At 34.2% G+C, this 14,922-nt stretch carries 27 protein-coding genes and 1 pseudogene; 17 read left to right on the top strand and 11 right to left on the bottom strand.

Annotation, left to right across the window (positions count from 1 at the left end):
• The first annotated feature begins 134 nt into the window (after positions 1–134).
• Positions 135–302, top strand: a complete 168-nt coding sequence (locus BAMA_RS25040; protein ID WP_200874716.1) for a hypothetical protein — start codon at positions 135–137, stop codon at positions 300–302.
• 325 nt (positions 303–627) lie between these two features.
• Here BAMA_RS25040 and BAMA_RS22190 read toward each other — a convergent pair whose 3' ends face one another.
• From BAMA_RS22190 to BAMA_RS22160, 8 genes are all read right to left on the bottom strand, one after another.
• Positions 628–843, bottom strand: a complete 216-nt coding sequence (locus tag BAMA_RS22190) for a hypothetical protein (RefSeq protein ID WP_034643885.1) — start codon at positions 841–843, stop codon at positions 628–630.
• A gap of 250 nt (positions 844–1,093) precedes the next feature.
• Positions 1,094–1,426: a hypothetical protein gene (locus tag BAMA_RS22185; protein WP_034643881.1), complete on the bottom strand. Its 333-nt coding sequence runs from the start codon at positions 1,424–1,426 to the stop codon at positions 1,094–1,096.
• Positions 1,427–1,475: 49 nt separating this feature from the next.
• The gene (locus BAMA_RS22180; protein ID WP_034643877.1) at positions 1,476–2,036 is read right to left on the bottom strand and encodes a hypothetical protein; all 561 of its coding nucleotides are present in this window, start codon (positions 2,034–2,036) and stop codon (positions 1,476–1,478) included.
• A 26-nt stretch (positions 2,037–2,062) separates the two neighbouring features.
• Positions 2,063–3,280, bottom strand: coding sequence for a replication initiator protein A (locus tag BAMA_RS22175; protein ID WP_084158085.1), 1,218 nt, complete (start codon positions 3,278–3,280; stop codon positions 2,063–2,065).
• Positions 3,281–3,628: 348 nt separating this feature from the next.
• Positions 3,629–3,790 (bottom strand): hypothetical protein, encoded by a 162-nt coding sequence (locus BAMA_RS24670; protein WP_157406061.1) that lies wholly within the window; start codon positions 3,788–3,790, stop codon positions 3,629–3,631.
• A 38-nt stretch (positions 3,791–3,828) separates the two neighbouring features.
• Positions 3,829–4,410: a hypothetical protein gene (locus tag BAMA_RS22170; protein ID WP_034643874.1), complete on the bottom strand. Its 582-nt coding sequence runs from the start codon at positions 4,408–4,410 to the stop codon at positions 3,829–3,831.
• A 181-nt stretch (positions 4,411–4,591) separates the two neighbouring features.
• Positions 4,592–5,050, bottom strand: coding sequence for an ImmA/IrrE family metallo-endopeptidase (locus BAMA_RS22165; protein WP_034643872.1), 459 nt, complete (start codon positions 5,048–5,050; stop codon positions 4,592–4,594).
• A gap of 17 nt (positions 5,051–5,067) precedes the next feature.
• Complete coding sequence (locus BAMA_RS22160; RefSeq protein WP_034643869.1) at positions 5,068–5,493, bottom strand: helix-turn-helix domain-containing protein; 426 nt, start codon at positions 5,491–5,493, stop codon at positions 5,068–5,070.
• A gap of 276 nt (positions 5,494–5,769) precedes the next feature.
• Here BAMA_RS22160 and BAMA_RS22155 point away from each other — a divergent pair, with 276 nt between their 5' ends.
• The 15 genes from BAMA_RS22155 to BAMA_RS22090 all read left to right on the top strand — a co-directional run bounded on the left by BAMA_RS22155 (position 5,770) and on the right by BAMA_RS22090 (position 13,188).
• Entirely contained in the window at positions 5,770–5,958 is a 189-nt protein-coding gene (locus tag BAMA_RS22155; RefSeq protein ID WP_034643866.1) for a helix-turn-helix domain-containing protein, read from the top strand.
• Positions 5,958–6,677 (top strand): Rha family transcriptional regulator, encoded by a 720-nt coding sequence (locus BAMA_RS22150; RefSeq protein ID WP_034643864.1) that lies wholly within the window; start codon positions 5,958–5,960, stop codon positions 6,675–6,677. Before BAMA_RS22155 ends, BAMA_RS22150 begins: the two co-directional genes overlap by 1 nt.
• Positions 6,678–6,720: 43 nt before the next feature.
• Positions 6,721–7,131, top strand: coding sequence for a hypothetical protein (locus BAMA_RS22145; RefSeq protein WP_034643854.1), 411 nt, complete (start codon positions 6,721–6,723; stop codon positions 7,129–7,131).
• Positions 7,132–7,155: 24 nt separating this feature from the next.
• On the top strand, positions 7,156–7,866 hold the full coding sequence (locus BAMA_RS22140) for a hypothetical protein (protein WP_034643853.1): 711 nt from the start codon (positions 7,156–7,158) through the stop codon (positions 7,864–7,866).
• A 291-nt stretch (positions 7,867–8,157) separates the two neighbouring features.
• Entirely contained in the window at positions 8,158–8,643 is a 486-nt protein-coding gene (locus tag BAMA_RS22135) for a hypothetical protein (protein ID WP_034643851.1), read from the top strand.
• Entirely contained in the window at positions 8,615–8,995 is a 381-nt protein-coding gene (locus BAMA_RS22130; protein ID WP_034643850.1) for a hypothetical protein, read from the top strand. Before BAMA_RS22135 ends, BAMA_RS22130 begins: the two co-directional genes overlap by 29 nt.
• A 16-nt stretch (positions 8,996–9,011) precedes the next feature.
• Positions 9,012–9,479: a hypothetical protein gene (locus BAMA_RS22125; RefSeq protein WP_034643849.1), complete on the top strand. Its 468-nt coding sequence runs from the start codon at positions 9,012–9,014 to the stop codon at positions 9,477–9,479.
• An 81-nt stretch (positions 9,480–9,560) separates the two neighbouring features.
• A complete protein-coding gene (locus tag BAMA_RS22120) occupies positions 9,561–9,899 on the top strand; it encodes a Fur-regulated basic protein FbpA (RefSeq protein WP_034643848.1) in 339 nt (112 codons plus the stop codon).
• A 2-nt stretch (positions 9,900–9,901) separates the two neighbouring features.
• Positions 9,902–10,462 (top strand): hypothetical protein, encoded by a 561-nt coding sequence (locus BAMA_RS22115; RefSeq protein WP_034643847.1) that lies wholly within the window; start codon positions 9,902–9,904, stop codon positions 10,460–10,462.
• 13 nt (positions 10,463–10,475) lie between these two features.
• On the top strand, positions 10,476–11,036 hold the full coding sequence (locus BAMA_RS22110; protein WP_051759059.1) for a dUTP diphosphatase: 561 nt from the start codon (positions 10,476–10,478) through the stop codon (positions 11,034–11,036).
• A gap of 212 nt (positions 11,037–11,248) precedes the next feature.
• Complete coding sequence (locus tag BAMA_RS22105; protein ID WP_034643845.1) at positions 11,249–11,464, top strand: hypothetical protein; 216 nt, start codon at positions 11,249–11,251, stop codon at positions 11,462–11,464.
• Positions 11,464–11,640: a DUF6877 family protein gene (locus BAMA_RS25035; protein WP_200874715.1), complete on the top strand. Its 177-nt coding sequence runs from the start codon at positions 11,464–11,466 to the stop codon at positions 11,638–11,640. The genes BAMA_RS22105 and BAMA_RS25035 overlap by 1 nt, the downstream gene beginning before the upstream one ends.
• Positions 11,637–12,158: a Holliday junction resolvase RecU gene (locus BAMA_RS22100; protein ID WP_034643843.1), complete on the top strand. Its 522-nt coding sequence runs from the start codon at positions 11,637–11,639 to the stop codon at positions 12,156–12,158. Before BAMA_RS25035 ends, BAMA_RS22100 begins: the two co-directional genes overlap by 4 nt.
• Positions 12,159–12,162: 4 nt before the next feature.
• On the top strand, positions 12,163–12,522 hold the full coding sequence (locus BAMA_RS22095; protein ID WP_034643842.1) for a zinc-finger domain-containing protein: 360 nt from the start codon (positions 12,163–12,165) through the stop codon (positions 12,520–12,522).
• 144 nt (positions 12,523–12,666) lie between these two features.
• The gene (locus BAMA_RS22090) at positions 12,667–13,188 is read left to right on the top strand and encodes a sigma-70 family RNA polymerase sigma factor (protein ID WP_034643840.1); all 522 of its coding nucleotides are present in this window, start codon (positions 12,667–12,669) and stop codon (positions 13,186–13,188) included.
• Between the two features lie 201 nt (positions 13,189–13,389).
• On the opposite strand, the gene BAMA_RS22085 is transcribed toward BAMA_RS22090, so the two are convergent.
• On the bottom strand, positions 13,390–13,626 hold the full coding sequence (locus tag BAMA_RS22085) for a hypothetical protein (protein WP_034643837.1): 237 nt from the start codon (positions 13,624–13,626) through the stop codon (positions 13,390–13,392).
• Between the two features lie 94 nt (positions 13,627–13,720).
• On the opposite strand from BAMA_RS22085, the gene BAMA_RS22080 reads away from it, so the two are divergent.
• Positions 13,721–14,323 carry a hypothetical protein gene (locus BAMA_RS22080; RefSeq protein ID WP_051759058.1) on the top strand — a complete coding sequence of 201 codons (603 nt, stop codon included), beginning with the start codon at positions 13,721–13,723 and terminating at the stop codon, positions 14,321–14,323.
• Positions 14,324–14,633: 310 nt separating this feature from the next.
• On the opposite strand, the gene BAMA_RS25470 is transcribed toward BAMA_RS22080, so the two are convergent.
• Both BAMA_RS25470 and BAMA_RS24775 read right to left on the bottom strand, forming a co-directional pair.
• Positions 14,634–14,765 carry a hypothetical protein gene (locus BAMA_RS25470; protein WP_265182701.1) on the bottom strand — a complete coding sequence of 44 codons (132 nt, stop codon included), beginning with the start codon at positions 14,763–14,765 and terminating at the stop codon, positions 14,634–14,636.
• A pseudogene (locus tag BAMA_RS24775) lies at positions 14,762–14,922 on the bottom strand (tetratricopeptide repeat protein); the annotation flags it as partial. The pseudogene BAMA_RS24775 and the gene BAMA_RS25470, both read right to left, overlap by 4 nt.

Raw genomic sequence — 14,922 nt, 5'->3', positions numbered from 1 at the left:
ATAAAGAATTCGTACATATATCTTGTGTCCTACCTTTAAACATAATACAATATACTGGTAATCCTAGCCCACTATGTATAGTAGGTGCGTGGTGATCATCTCTTCCAGTTGATAGTAGGGGGGAGGTGATATTTATGATCGCGAATTTGGGAATCCTGCTACTAGGCGGATTGGTCACAGGAATTGGCAGCTATTTTGGCAAAAAATACTTAGGCCCGTCTATTGATTCTTTATATAAAAAAGCGAAAACCACCCTACTCCGTGGAAAAGATAAGGGCGGTTCTCAAAAGAACAAACATTAAACTATCAGCATAACCGCACCTCTATCTTCCAGAATAGTGATGGATTACGCAAAAGGCAGAAGTTTCTCAGGCTTCTGTCTTTTTTATTGTATGCAAAAAGCTTATAAACATATACATTTGATTTCCTAATAGGAAACTTACAACTATTGTAATTATATTAAACAGGTTGAGTCAAAGTCAACATATTGAATGCATTTAGAGTGAACTAGGATATAATACAGTGCACTAAAATGAATTAGAATACATTTAAATCGCAATAGAGTGCACTACAATACATTAGAGTACACTTGTACACATCTAGTATATTTTACACAGCAAAATGAAGTTATATAAATACGTTCCATGAGACGTAAGAGCACACAGAAAGTACTCCTATAGCAATAAGTCCTTTTACGAACCTAGATGCGTATTTAGGGACAACAACGTAATAGACAAGTGCAGCTATCACTAAAGAAAGCAAAAAGTATTCAAATGCTGCAGACATCATTTCTTTTGCTTCGGTACTTAATATTTCTATTGTTGGCATTGCTGATAAAAGCATAAAAACTTCCTCTCGTACATGATATACTTGTAATGCATATCGTTCTTTCCTTTGGACTGTTAGCAGATTGTCGGTGATCTGCTAACAGTTTTTTATTTGTTTATCCCGCTATTTGCGAGCCGTAAGACTCCCACCTCAAAACTTAAGAAAAAGCGAAGAAGTTTAGGCGGGAGATTAACAGCCCGTAAAAGCCCGATTGGTTCAACTAACACTCAGTGGGGGATGAAGAAAACCCCCACTGAGTAAAGTTTCACTTTATTGTATGCTGGCTCATAACTTCCATTAGGATTTCTGCAATCAATTTTCCATTGTCAAAAATAATTTGGTTTTTGGTATAAGCATCGATGTATTGCCCCAATCCTTTGCTTAACATAATTTCTAATTGGTTATCGTCCAGAATGTTACAGTATAAAATTGTGGGGTCCGTACTAAATGCACGATAAAAATTTAATGTACGAGCTAAAGAAATTGCTAACGGTCTAAGTAAATCATCATAGTAAGGAGTCATATCTTCAGCTATTTTTTCATTCAAGACAAAATCTATCCCGCTTTCTTTTATGTCGAACCGAAACAAAAAAATCATATTAACACCTCATGACTATTTTTTTAAAAGTGCTTGAATACATTTTCTATTATTCCTCGTACAATAAACCCTTCTTTTGCAGCTGCGCCACAATGTCATCATGAAACGGTACATCTTTAGATACGCTATACATAAAAGTACCGTTATGATAATGACTTACAATGTCTTGATCTAATCGTGCTGTTATTAACTCTATATCTTGTTTTTCTCTAGCGTTATAACAACGTACAAAGTCTTCAAATTCACAATTATTTACGTCTAAGAAGTGCTCAATAAGTCTTACCATTTGCTCTTGTGTAAATACTGCTTTTGCTCGTTTAAAGTGATGTATATTATGGCAATTTACACAAAGCAGCTCTAATTTTTTTAAATGGCAAACTAAATTATCCAAGTCGTATTCTTCAACTTCATGCACATGCAAGGAACGACTAGCTTTTTCTACTGGTACTTTGCAGTTACAGATAGCGCACGTATAGTTATAGGATTTTAACATATGTACACGAATCTTCTTTAACCATAAATGTTGAGATATATTATTTCGTACCGTTTGCTTATGAAATGCTGGGTGTTTCCAATCTATTAATAATTTAAGTTTAGATAGATCATTCATGTAAACAACACCTCACTACATTATTTTTATAATCCTGCAGTATTGAAAATTTCTGTGATTTCGTCAAATTCAAAACCAAAATTCGTATACGTTCCCATTTCTGTATAATTATCTAGTGTGATTTCATCAAGATTAATAATTCTATTATTTTTTTGAGAAATAGCAAGAACATGCTGTTTAAATGATTCTAGTCTTGTTTCATCCATTTTCTCTTTTTTAGGAGTTTGCTCTCCTTGTTCGTCTTGTTGTTTTTTCCAATCTGGAACCATCTCTTTACGACGAACAGAAGTTTTTTTCCTTTTTGGTTGTTGTTCACGTTGCTTCTTCTCACGATGATCTTTTTCATAAGTATAAATATCTTCTAATGTTTCGCATTTAGCTGCAGTCCACTTAGCTACTGTTCCTTTTATGTATGCAATAGGCTTGTCCGGTTCTCCATCAATTGCACGTTTAATTGCTTCAAATACTAATAATGTATTTTGTTGTTCACAAAGGTTTGTTAATTCGATTTTAGCGTATTTAGTTGTTTTGAAATATTCTTTGAAAAAATCAACAATAAGTTCAGGGATACTTCTACCTACATACTTACTAAAGTAAGTAAAATCAGTCTGTATATTAAATACTTTTGTATACGCTAAAGATTCTTTAGTCACGTGACTAAAATTATTTAAGTCACCATTTTCGGACGAACCGCTATTTTCCTGGTGACTTAAGTTCTTTAAGTCACCAACTGACTGTTGAGTTTTGGCGGCTTCTTTTTGTGCTTTTTCAGCTACTTTTTTCTCTTTTCGTCTTTTTCTTTCGGCTGCTTTCTTTGCTTTTTTCTTTTCGCGAAGTTCCTCTATTTCAGATTTATACATCCAATTGTCAGTTGTTAATTCTGGTTCTAATACATATAAACGATTAGAACCATCTTTTACAGGTTCCTCATCCAACAACTCTACACTATGAAGTTCTTTTTTTGCTTTGATAGCTGTTGGTTCTGATACCATAAGCATATAGCTAAGTTCAGTATTATCTGCGATACAGTAAATATATCCATCTTTGTCTATGTATGTATCCTCATTTTTTGAAGTTTGAACAGATAGTTTGTAACGATCACGTAGAAGAGCATATAGAACACGAGCATCATTACTCAGCTTTCTGTATTTTGGTTCATAGAATAAGTACTGAAATAATTGGAAAAATAAATCCTTACTTGCTTTTTCACCATTGATACGACGTTCACGTTTGCTTTTTGACATAATAAAAAATCCTCCATTTTCCAATCCCAGCAAAAAAGGGTATAGGAAACTAGAGGATTTTGTGTTTACGTTTTTTAAAAGTTATGATACTATCGTTATAGATAGTATTAACTTAATAACGCAAATCACAAAAACCTCTATTTCGAAGTTTTTACATGGAGAGTGGCGACCAACCTTCAACCATCTAAAAACTAACCTGCTGGGGTTTTTGTTTTTTTATATTTAAAATATTTGTTTTGAAATCTATATATCTACCAATAACTATAACAGAAGAATGTGGAAAAAAGAAGACAAAAAGAAAAGACCGTCGATTTTGGCGGTCTTTTTTTTGTGGATATGTGGATAAAATTATTTTTTATCAATCATTGTTTTAGGTATTTCACGTTCTCCGGTAATTTCAGCTTTTATTGTTCCATTTTCAACATAGATACGCTCGACAACTGGAACAGTGATAAGCTTATTTTGATGTTTTTTCATTCTTACATTTTCTAAATCAATTACATTATTCATATCTAATCCCTCCAAGTCTATCAATATGGAGAAACCTATTATTTTGAAGAACCTAACTTTACTTCGATGTCAGCAGTTGCAGCAACAGCTGACATCATCTTTTCATCCGATAACTCCACATTCTTTTTAGCAGCTTCCATTCTATCATTCATAGGAGCAAGTCCATCGATACCTTGAACTACATTTCTAGCAGCGTCTGATCGGTACATTGCAGCTAAAGAAAATTCTTTTTTGAATGTATTTAGATCTTCTTTTATCGTCTCATCACTTAATTTATCGTTAATAGTGGATGCTTTAATTCTTGTTGATAAATCAGTGTATTTAGTTTGGATAGTCTCCATTTGTTCTTTAATTTTCGCTTGATCCATGTTAGGGTTCTCGCTGGCTTCGGTCCATACTGGTTTCCAATGCTCATTCCAAATCGCATCATATTCTGCAACAAAAGAGTTAATCTCAGCTTTTACTTCTTTTTGATATACATCTTTATCACCTTGAGAAGCTTCACTTGTTTCTGTTGCGTTTGCTTGTTTTTCCTTCGAAGAAGATTCTTCAGAATCGCATGCTGCTAATCCTAAAAATAAAGAACTACAAAATAATGCTGTCATTAGTTTCTTTTTCATAGATGTCTCTCCTTAAGTATTGAAGTATAGATAATTAATAAATTATAGCAAAAATAAAATCTTTACATTGTCATATATTGTCGAATTGATATAAAGGGTAAACCTTTGCTAGCATTGCTTATTATTCTAAAATTTGTAGTACCACTTGTTGAACAGATAAAACAGAGAAGCTCTTTAAGTATTAAACTAGGAACCTAGATAGTTTTTTGTACTTTAATAAAAGTAAATCCTCTGGAATACCTGTGTGCTTCGAAATGGCATTTATCGTTATTAGTTCTGTTGCATAAGCATGCCAGTTTTCATCTGGAACTAACAGTTCTACTGCAAATAAATTTGCTTGTCTTTCGAATTTATCTACAGATAAAAATGTATTAGTTCGTAAAAATGGAGTGTTGACATCCTTATGCATTAGGCAATGCCCTAGTTCATGTGAACAAGTTATAATTTGTTCTTGAGCATTTAAGTTTTCGTTAATACATATATATTGGTTTCCTTCATAATTTTTATAAAAACCCATGATGCTTGGATGTAAATTTTTATAAAAGACATGAATCTTTAAATGTTCGGCTATTTCAAAAGGGTTTGTTGTTTGAAATTTTTTTGCTAATTCTAGTGCTATGCCTTTTTCATAATAACCCAATTGAATCTACACCTCCTTTAATCAATCTCTGATATGGACTTTTTTTGGATGGATCTTTTATTTACTTTGTGTGTGTGTCGAACAATGTATTCCATCGCATCCATTAATGAATCCAAAGCTTCTTCAGAAAGAGGTTCACCAGAAAACATTAATCCATCAGTATTCATTAAATCATTTCTTATTTCTTCCATTCTTTTCCCAATGTCTTTGGTATCTTCTTCTATATTTGTAATAGTATTTGTATACTCTTGTTCTGTTCTTCCTAGTAAAAAATCTATTGAAACATCAAAGTAGTCCGCTACTTTTTGTACACGTTCTACAGAAGGGGTTCTCTTTTTCCACTGGTAAATGGTGTTTTGGCCAAACTCTAACTCTTCTTCTAATCTAGATACTGAAATTCCACGATTTTGACATAGAGTTTTTATTCTCTCCGTAATTCCCATGTAATTCGACCTCTCCAGCTAACATACAAGTATATTATTCAATTAGTTAGATAAAACGTTTGACAACTAACTTATTGAATAATATACTTATGTGCATAAGCTACTTATTTAGCTTTCCAAACACTACTAAATCAAAGACATAATAAGCGTTCCCCAACGTATAAAGCCTAAGAGTGTAGGTTTATTTAGCTATGTGTTTATTTTAATCAATAAGTTAGTTAGTGTCAATGGTAAGCTAAACAATTAGCTTATTTTCTAAAAAACGAGGTGAATAGAATGGCAAACGAGTTTGGTATGAAAGTTAGAGCAACCCTATTCGCTAAAAATATGCAGCAAAAAGAATTAGCAAATTTACTAGGGATTTCTAGTGCTTATTTATCAGATATTCTCCGTGATAAACGTGAAGGAAAGAATGTTAGAGAAAAAATAATAAAGCTATTAGATATGAAGGAGGCTCTTAAATAATGAGGGGTATCCAAGAGATTCAAGGTGAAGTTAGTGAGTTGGTATTTGTAGAAGGTAGAAGGATTGTAACAGACAGTTTAACAATTGCGGAGGTATTTAGGAAACGTCACGATCATGTGATGAGAGACATTGAAATCCAAATTGAAAAGTTAATTGAAGCTGGTGAGCAGCAGTGGGGTATCACCAACTTTGGGGAGACCCAATATCAACATCCACAAAATAAACAGTGGTACAACAAATATAACTTAACAGAAGATGCCTTTGCACTTGTAGCAATGAGTTATGTAACTCCTGAAGCAATGAAGATGAAGGTTAAGTTCCTACAAGAATTTAAGCGAATGAAAGAATTTATTAGCAAGCAAAGACCGTCATCTAGAGAGCAATTTTTAGCAACTATGCAGTTAGGACTTCAACACGAAGAAGATTTAAAACAATTAAAAACAGAAGTTGAACAAATTAAAGGTGATATTAACCAACGAATGACAGTGGATTATAGTCAACAACAAGCTATACGTAACACTGTTAACAGAAGAGTATATGAATTGTGGGAAAAAGAAATTGTAAATAAAACGATTCATGATACTAGAAAAAAAGTTTTTTCAGCTATTTGGAAAGACATAAAATCATCATTTGCAGTAAATAGTTATCATAACATCCGCCAAAAAGATTTTGAGGAAGTAATAGATTACATAAAAGTATGGAGGCCAAGGTTAGTTTAATCGGTTGGTTACAATACGGACTGTATAGAGGAGGAAAAAACATATGGCAATTGATATAAATAGCTTTGCACAAGGTGCAGTTGCAGAAAGATTAGATGCAGAGTTTGATAAAGTTCTGAAAAACATGGCGGATCCTAATACGGATCCGAAGGCCAAGCGAACAATCACGATAACTCTTTCTATTACTGGTGATACCAAGAGAGAAATTTGGGATTGTAGCGTAAAAGCGACATCTAAATTAGCGCCAGCGCACGAAGTAGGTTCCAGGATTATCGTTGGACGTGACCGAGAGGGGAATATCGTTGGCCAGGAGCTGGTATCGGGTGTGAAGGGCCAAATGTTTATTGATACTGAAGGTGATATTTCAAATGATGTAGGTGAAAAGATTGAGGATGCTGCACCGCAAGAAACAACGAGTGGTGTGGTAGATTTCCGTCAGCAAAAAACAAATTAATTAATAGAAAAGGGGATATAAAAAATGATTGAAAGACAAGCGTTGGAGTATGTTGTCGATCTCAGCAAGGCAGAAACTATGGAAATTGATGGCCAAAGGTTTTCTACACGTAAATTGTATGTAGTAGAAGAGCCTACAGCGAATGCACTTTTCGTTCGTAGCTTATCTGGTTTAGTAGACTATGTAAAAAGTAATTTTGATGTAGAAGAGGGATTAATGATTCATATCGCAAGCCCAACACAAGTTAATTGTTTTACAAAGATTAATGGTAACTATAAACGTAGTACTTTTGTGAAAACAGAAGCGCTTGTGCCAAACTTTGATTTTGGTTATTGGTACGACGTTGAGAATTTTATTATCAATTTGCAAGCAGCATTTAAAGAAACTGAGGACAGAAGCATCATGTTGAAGGTAGTAGGGAACATAACGGAAGAAGATGTAAAAACATATGGCGATAATGGTATTTCGCAGAGTGTGACGGCAAGAAATGGGGTTGTTCAAGTTAGCGAAGTAGCTGTACCTAATCCGGTTTCTTTACAACCGTACAGAACGTTTGTTGAAGTTGATCAGCCAGAAAGTAACTTTATTTTCCGTATGAAAGATGGCCCACGTTGCTCTATTCATGAGGCAGATGGCGGAGCTTGGAAACTAGAAGCAATTGAAAATATTAAAAAGTATCTAATTGAGCAGTTAGCAGAAGAAATTGAAAGTGAAAAAGTGTTTATTATCGCTTAGGTAATTGAAATCTATATATCAGCAGCTGCATCTATATGATGTAGCTGCACATAAAATAAAATATCCTAACTTATCCAGAAGAACCATTTCAACAGGCGACCAAACCAATATAGGAACTTATGGATAGTTAAAAAAGACAATGTAAAAGGTTCGTTATTAGGGCATAAGAAAAGACCCGTCTGAGAAACGGGCCCTTCCAAAACAGTTATACGAACCATTATACCATATATAACGATGTAATGAGTAGTTAATATGCAGTTGTTATAAAAAACATAATGGGAGTTGAATTATATGAGTCATATATTTAATAACGATAATTGGTGTGATGTTTGTAGCAAGACAATAGCTGCAGATGATCTGAGAAATATGTACATAGAAGGTAGCGAGAAAGCATTATGTAAAAGCTGCCGTGGCGATTTAGAAATGAAGGTAGTTGATATGTTTGTTATACAAGACATGTTGAAATGCTTAATTAAAGAATATGGGCCATCAAAAGTTAGGGAGTTCGATCTAAGTAAAGCTGAAGCATTAGTAACAGAGAAACAAATTGAACTACAAATAGAAAAGCGTGGCGGAGAATTTAACCAACAAAAATTAGGTGAATTTGTCTTTCTGAAAACCAGTGAAATTATTACGATTATACAAATTTTAAAACGTAAAATTGGAAGCGAACTCTGGATGAATCCAGTAATTAAAATGTTGCTAGAGAAGAAGATTACAATAACCTTAAGCCAAGAAGGTGAGAGCAATGACCGAGCAAATAACATTTTTGCTTGATGATTGCGGAAATATACCGGTTCTTTTAGAAAAAAAGTCTTTTGATATGAGCGAAGCGCGTGTGCAGCGTCAGCAAGGTCAACCTAGTTTCGTTGATGTCTTCGCTATTATTCCTGTTGATGCTAAAAGCATGGACGAGCTGCCGCGCACGTTTAAAGCAGATGAGAAGTTTGACCTTTTTATCGATTACGTAACGGCGATATGGCGTTATCACAGGTCAACGGATAAAACATTTACATGGGACGCGGCAGAAGAACTGTGCAAGGCAGCACGGAATGCCAAGGAGCCTATTAGTATACGAATATATTTAGATTCCGGATTTCGTCCGGAACGAGTTACCGAATATTTGTGAGATGGAGGAAATGATAATGAACATTTTTGCAATGCAAATACCAGTGCGAGGAAATGTAACGATTCCATTTGAATTAGGTGAATGGACAGCTTGTGAAACGAAGGATTATACAATGTTTGCTGCAGTAGAGAAAATGTATATAGATCTCGAGGTTGGAGATATTAGAATCTTTGGCAAGTGGGGACATACAAATCTTATGGGCGAAGGCGAGGCAGGATGGGTTTATGCGGGGCAATGCCGCCGCGCTACAGAAAGAGAGAAAGAACTGGAAGAGCGAAGACGTGTCTTTGCTAAAAAAGGGAGAAAAAATAACGAGTTCCATCCGTTCGATGCGGCCAATGATGGACACTACGCTATGACAGTGATGTACCAGGACAAGGAAACGGGGATTGTAACGGTTGCAGTAAATAATACAGATAAATCCTTTAGGATAAAAGCAGAGAATCTTGAGCTGGTATATGCAGCGGAAGATATGTGCGGATAGGAGCACTGCAGTAATATTATTTTCAATATTCAGTATCGTTATAACGGATGTAACGGAAAGAATTAGCAGGTGGAAGAATTATTGTATAAACAGGATTTGATAAATAGATTAATACGTTTCGGTGTTTATAGAACGGACAAGCGCCATTTATATGAACTGAGTGAAAAAGAACTAGCTATCTTAATAGTGACAAGCATTATAAAGCGCTTAAAAGATATAAAAGTTTGTCCGTTTTTAGATTTGTGTTCATGTATAACACGGAATCAATGTAAAGAGTTAGAAAAAGAGAGTGGAATACAGACGGTTCGAAAGTTATTTGATGTATCTGTCCAAGATAACAACGTAGTCGTAAGGTGCAGCAAGTGCGACAATGCCATTCGTTTTTTACTAAGTGGATCAAACCAGATAAAGGGGAAATAGTTATGGAACCAGTGAAAGTACCAAAAGAAGTGGCTCGAGTTTTAGATGAAGTGAAGGGAAAAACAGTAGATACAGCTCAGTGCTTGTCTCAATGCTTAAATTACATTGAAACATATGCTTATGCAAAGGAGAATGCCATTCAATTAGCTATGGCGATTCAATACGGTTATGAACCAATCTTTGAGGTTACTGTAGGCGAATGGGTGTTATATGAAAAGGAATTCGTAAAAGTGACAGCTGCGCAGCCAGAACATAATAGATTCCAATTTAATCACATAAATGATTGGAAGGCTATTCATGATATAGAACGTCATGCAATTGAGAAAGAAATTGCTGTAATTGTAAGGCAGCGTGCATTTGAAAAGTTTAATAGAAAAATTAATGAGTTCCGGCCAGATGATGTTGCAATTACGAAAGAGCAGGAATGGGTTCATGTTGTAACTGGAACAAATACAAGTGGTGAAGTAGAAGTACTGTACGGAAATGAAGAAGAATATTTTGCAGTGAAACTAGCGGCTGCAGATTTATTTCCACGTTATTTTGCAGAACAAAGATTAGACTAAGGGGCTGACAGTGATGGCAAATATTATGGATGAAAGAAAAGATTACGTAGTTGATCTAAGAGAATTGTTTAAAATGCAGAAGTCGCTAGATACTTATATTGCGAAAGAGAAATCTGAAGCTTACGAGGATCATGTGGTTCGGAAATTAAACAAAGTGTTTGCGTTAAAAGTTGAAATACATGAAGCCTGGAACGATACGATGGCATTTAAAATGTGGTCGGATAAATATAAAAAACCTAAAGATACACTTCTTAAAGAATTGGTGGATGTGCTGCATTTCATCTTGTCAGTTGCCCTGGAGTTTAATTTACATAAAAAATTAGGAACAGTGGTGATTACGAAACAAAGCTTTGCGAACATTAATAAGATGTTCTTCTATATGGATAAGTACACATCCCGTATTTATAACAAAATGCCATATGGTCATTTATATGGGATAAAAATGGATTTGATCGCTATAATCGATGCCTTTTTTAAAATCGTAAGTTATTATGGTTGGAATTTTGATGATGTATATAACGTTTATGTAGAAAAGAATAAAGAGAACTTTAAACGTCAAGAGAGTGGATATTAATACAAGGTTTTAATTTCAGTATAGAAAAAGCCCTAACTATGTGGGGGAGTTAGGGCAGCTTAAGGGGAATTTTCAAGAAAAAATAATGTGACTGACTTAATTAGACTAACATACATCTAAAAAGTTAGATATAGATATAATGTTAAGAATGTGTAAATGTTAGACGACTGATGAGTATAAAAGTTTCATTTTGTAGCGAAAGGAGTATCGAAATGAGTATTTCATGGAGAGAAAAAATATATGCTCTTTATAAAGGTGAGCGGTTCATCACAGAAGGCACAATTCAAGAAATTCATGAACAAACAAATAAATCTATTAGCTTCTTAAGATATATGACTGCTCCTGTTTATGAGAAACGCTGCGGTGACAGTGTAAAACGATTACGATTAATACCGTTAGATGATGAAGAAGAGGACGATGAAGAATAATGACATACTTACAACAACTTAATCAGCTGGCAGGTAAATTACCTATCGAGGTATTACAAGATATTGATTATCGTATACGAGATTGGTTGATCAGTGGTGGTAATGAAAATGATCCGTATATAGAGCAGCAATTACGATTTGCAAAAAATATATTGAAAGCGAGAGGAATAGAATGATCCATAGGAATCGTGGCCAAGCATTTGAACATTTAATTAATATCTCTAATCAGATGTATAAAAACGCACGGATTGCTGTTATGAATAAGCGCCCTACGCCAATCAAAGTATTGAAGACTGATAAATTCGGAAAAATAAAAGAGAGCTGCTGGGAAGCGAAATCCACAGTGGATTACGATGGAGTTTATCGAGGGTATGCTGTATGTTTTGAGGCAAAGTCTGTAGATGTAGAGACTCGATTTGATTTAAAGAATATAGCAGCACATCAAATTGATTATTTAGAGTTAGCGGAGAAAATGGGAGCTATCTGTTTCTTTCTTATTGAATTCCGTAAAGAGAAAACTATTTTCCTTGCTCCATTCTCATTTATTAAAGAATATGTTGCTGCAGCAAATGCAGGGGGTTCTAAATCTATACCGAGAGCAGTTTTTAATGATAGAGCATACTTAGTGAAATCAACAAATAGAGCGCTTGTCGATTACATACAATGTATTGACGAAAATATATTAGTAGGATAGCGCTATGGATAAAAGAAATATTCGTATTGAAGTTCTAGATTTACAAGATCAATACTGTACAATGTGTGGACATCGTAGTAAGCAAGATTTTGATATTTGTTTTGTTGAATGTTCCATAGGGCAACGTATTGAGCAAATCGGTATATATTTAGGAGCAAAACCAAAAGAAAAAGAAAAAGAAAAAGTTGGACCAGACAAAAGTAGTATAAAGAAGCGCAGGACAAGAAAAGACTGGGATGAGATTTGTAAAAAGGCAATAGCGTTACGAGAAGAAGGATTAAGCTATGCATTGATAGCGAAGCGGCTCGGTGTTAAACATGGCCAAGAAGTATCATACCAAATGAAAAATAGAGGGTTTAAATAATTTCACATACCATATTAATGTTACAAAAACATTTAAAAAAAGATAATCGTCAACATTTGTTCGGAATAGAGGGCGTTGATATATAAGAATCAGTACAGTTCTTAATATATCAACGCTCTTTTTTATATATAGGGGGCAAGATATATGAAAGAATCTATTAAAGATGTACAAGACTTAATTATTGAATATAAGGAAACGCTAGGTACTTTAGAGCAAGAGAAAGAAGCAGCTGATGATAAAACAAAGGAAATCATAGCTGGAATGATTAGTGATGTCCGTTATGCTTTGGAATGGATGTGTAACGGCCGAAAACCAGGTAATGTAAGAGGTATTGAAAGAAGAGCTGCTTATGAACGTGAGAAGTCTGTTGATCCACTGCTAATGCAGCGATACTTTAGAAGTACAGAAACACCGTACGAATGGGATAATAATGAAAAAGAAAGTGTAGTTTCTGAATGGGATCGTATTCGACTAGAAGATGCCTTATCTACGTTAACCGAGAATGAAAAGGAAGTCTATATGATGCATAAAGGGTATTGTCTTTCTATGGATGAAATTTCTAAAATGTTGCAAATATCTAAAGGGACTGTTCAGAAATATATTCAAAGAGCAGATATAAAAATTAGCAGGCAAATTAAAGAAAGTCTCTTCTGCATGAGTGGTTGAGGCTTTTTTCATTTTGAAAAAAAAGTGTTTGGTACATCCCTTCGAAAAAGGGGAATAAGACAAAGTATACTAAATAGATAATGAATAGATGTGTCTAGACGAGATACATGTATTTTGAGTCATGGCCTTACTTTTATTTCCAAACGGGCTTTTATACACGTATCTCGGTCGAACCTCAAAAGTAATCAAAAAAAGAAGCACTTAATGTAAGTGCTTCTTTTTTTGATTACTTTTGATTTTCAAACATATAAAAAATAACGCTAAGGCTAGAAGTATAGACCAAGTCAACGAAGGAGTATGGAAAAATAATATTAAAAATATAAAACTTAATAGTAGTGATGTGAGACTAATGATGATTTTATTTTTTGGAATATAATTATGAACAATTAAAGCTATTAAAACAGGAATAATTGTATAGATGGCTACTAAAATATACATAAATTACCTCCTTGTCCATAAAATGGTTGTTTTTTAAATCTTTTATATTATACTGAATATTGTAACAAAAATAACATGTTAGGGGGAAATCGTTATGAAAAAAATTATGTCTGTATTATTAGCTGTTTTAATGTTTGGTATGTTTACTTTTCCGAACAATACAGCAAAAGCTTCCGAACGATCTGAACAAGTTGATTTAGGGACTCTTTTAACTCCTGAAATTGAAAAAGAGATTAATGAAAATATGCCAGAAGTTTCATTAGAGAATCCTGTTTCAACTTATGTTGCCTCAAATGGATTAACTGTTGTGGATGAATTAGAAATGACACCGGCGATGGAATATAATGCTGCAGTAGTACCAATGGCAGATTCTTTTTCATCAAAGTTATATGTAAATCATAAAAAAACTTTTTACGCTAGTGGATTTTCTATAGCGACTTTTAAAGGGAGATGGTTATGCACTTTTTGGAGAGACGGAAGTGTAACAATTAACAAATGGGATTATTTTTTAGTAGGCATCAATGATGGTACAGCTACTAATAAATCTACAGAAATTCGTTCTAGTGGGAAACCAGCTAAAGCCCGTGGATATGTAACTTTGAACGCTAGATTCTTCTCTGGAGATGTCCTTTGGAATGTGAATGTTAATTCTCCATCGTCAGTATCTAGTACAGTTACTGTAACAAGAGGCGAATAAACTGTAAATAGCCCGCCTGTTGGTGGGCTATTTTTTATCTATCAAGGATCACTACACCATTTATAGAATGGAGGCATTTTATTATGACGCTACTAATAAGTCCCCGCACGACCAAAAAAAGAAAATTGTACGTTAAGGAAATATTTTGCAAATGTAGGTGATACTAGCGTAGTAATATTGCTGGGAATTCTCTTATTCTGGTTAATCCTTGACACCCTTCACCTTCCGGACGATAGCTTTTGAAATCTTTATTTACCCTTAATTACTATGCTTTTTAAAATTCTAATGTCGGCGGTATCCTTATATTAAATTAACCGCCACCGTTTCCATGTTCCACTAACATTTTAACCGGGCCATTACTCTTTTCAACAGGACTATATACGCCAATTGCTAATGTAAAAACTGCAACAAGCCCTAACACTTTAATTGTTATATTCTTCATTTTAACGCCCCTTTATTTAAAGATTGTTGTTTTGATTGTGTACTGCCATAAAAATATGAACTTGCTTTTTCATGGTTGTCTTCTTCATAAAATTTAATTGCAAGTTTTTCTTCATATTCTTGTTTGTACTCATATAATTCTTCTCTATCGAAGTAGG

The sequence above is a fragment of the Bacillus manliponensis genome, from assembly GCF_000712595.1.
Classification (GTDB): Bacteria; Bacillota; Bacilli; order Bacillales; family Bacillaceae_G; genus Bacillus_A; species Bacillus_A manliponensis.
This window is presented reverse-complemented; position numbering and strand designations above follow the sequence as displayed.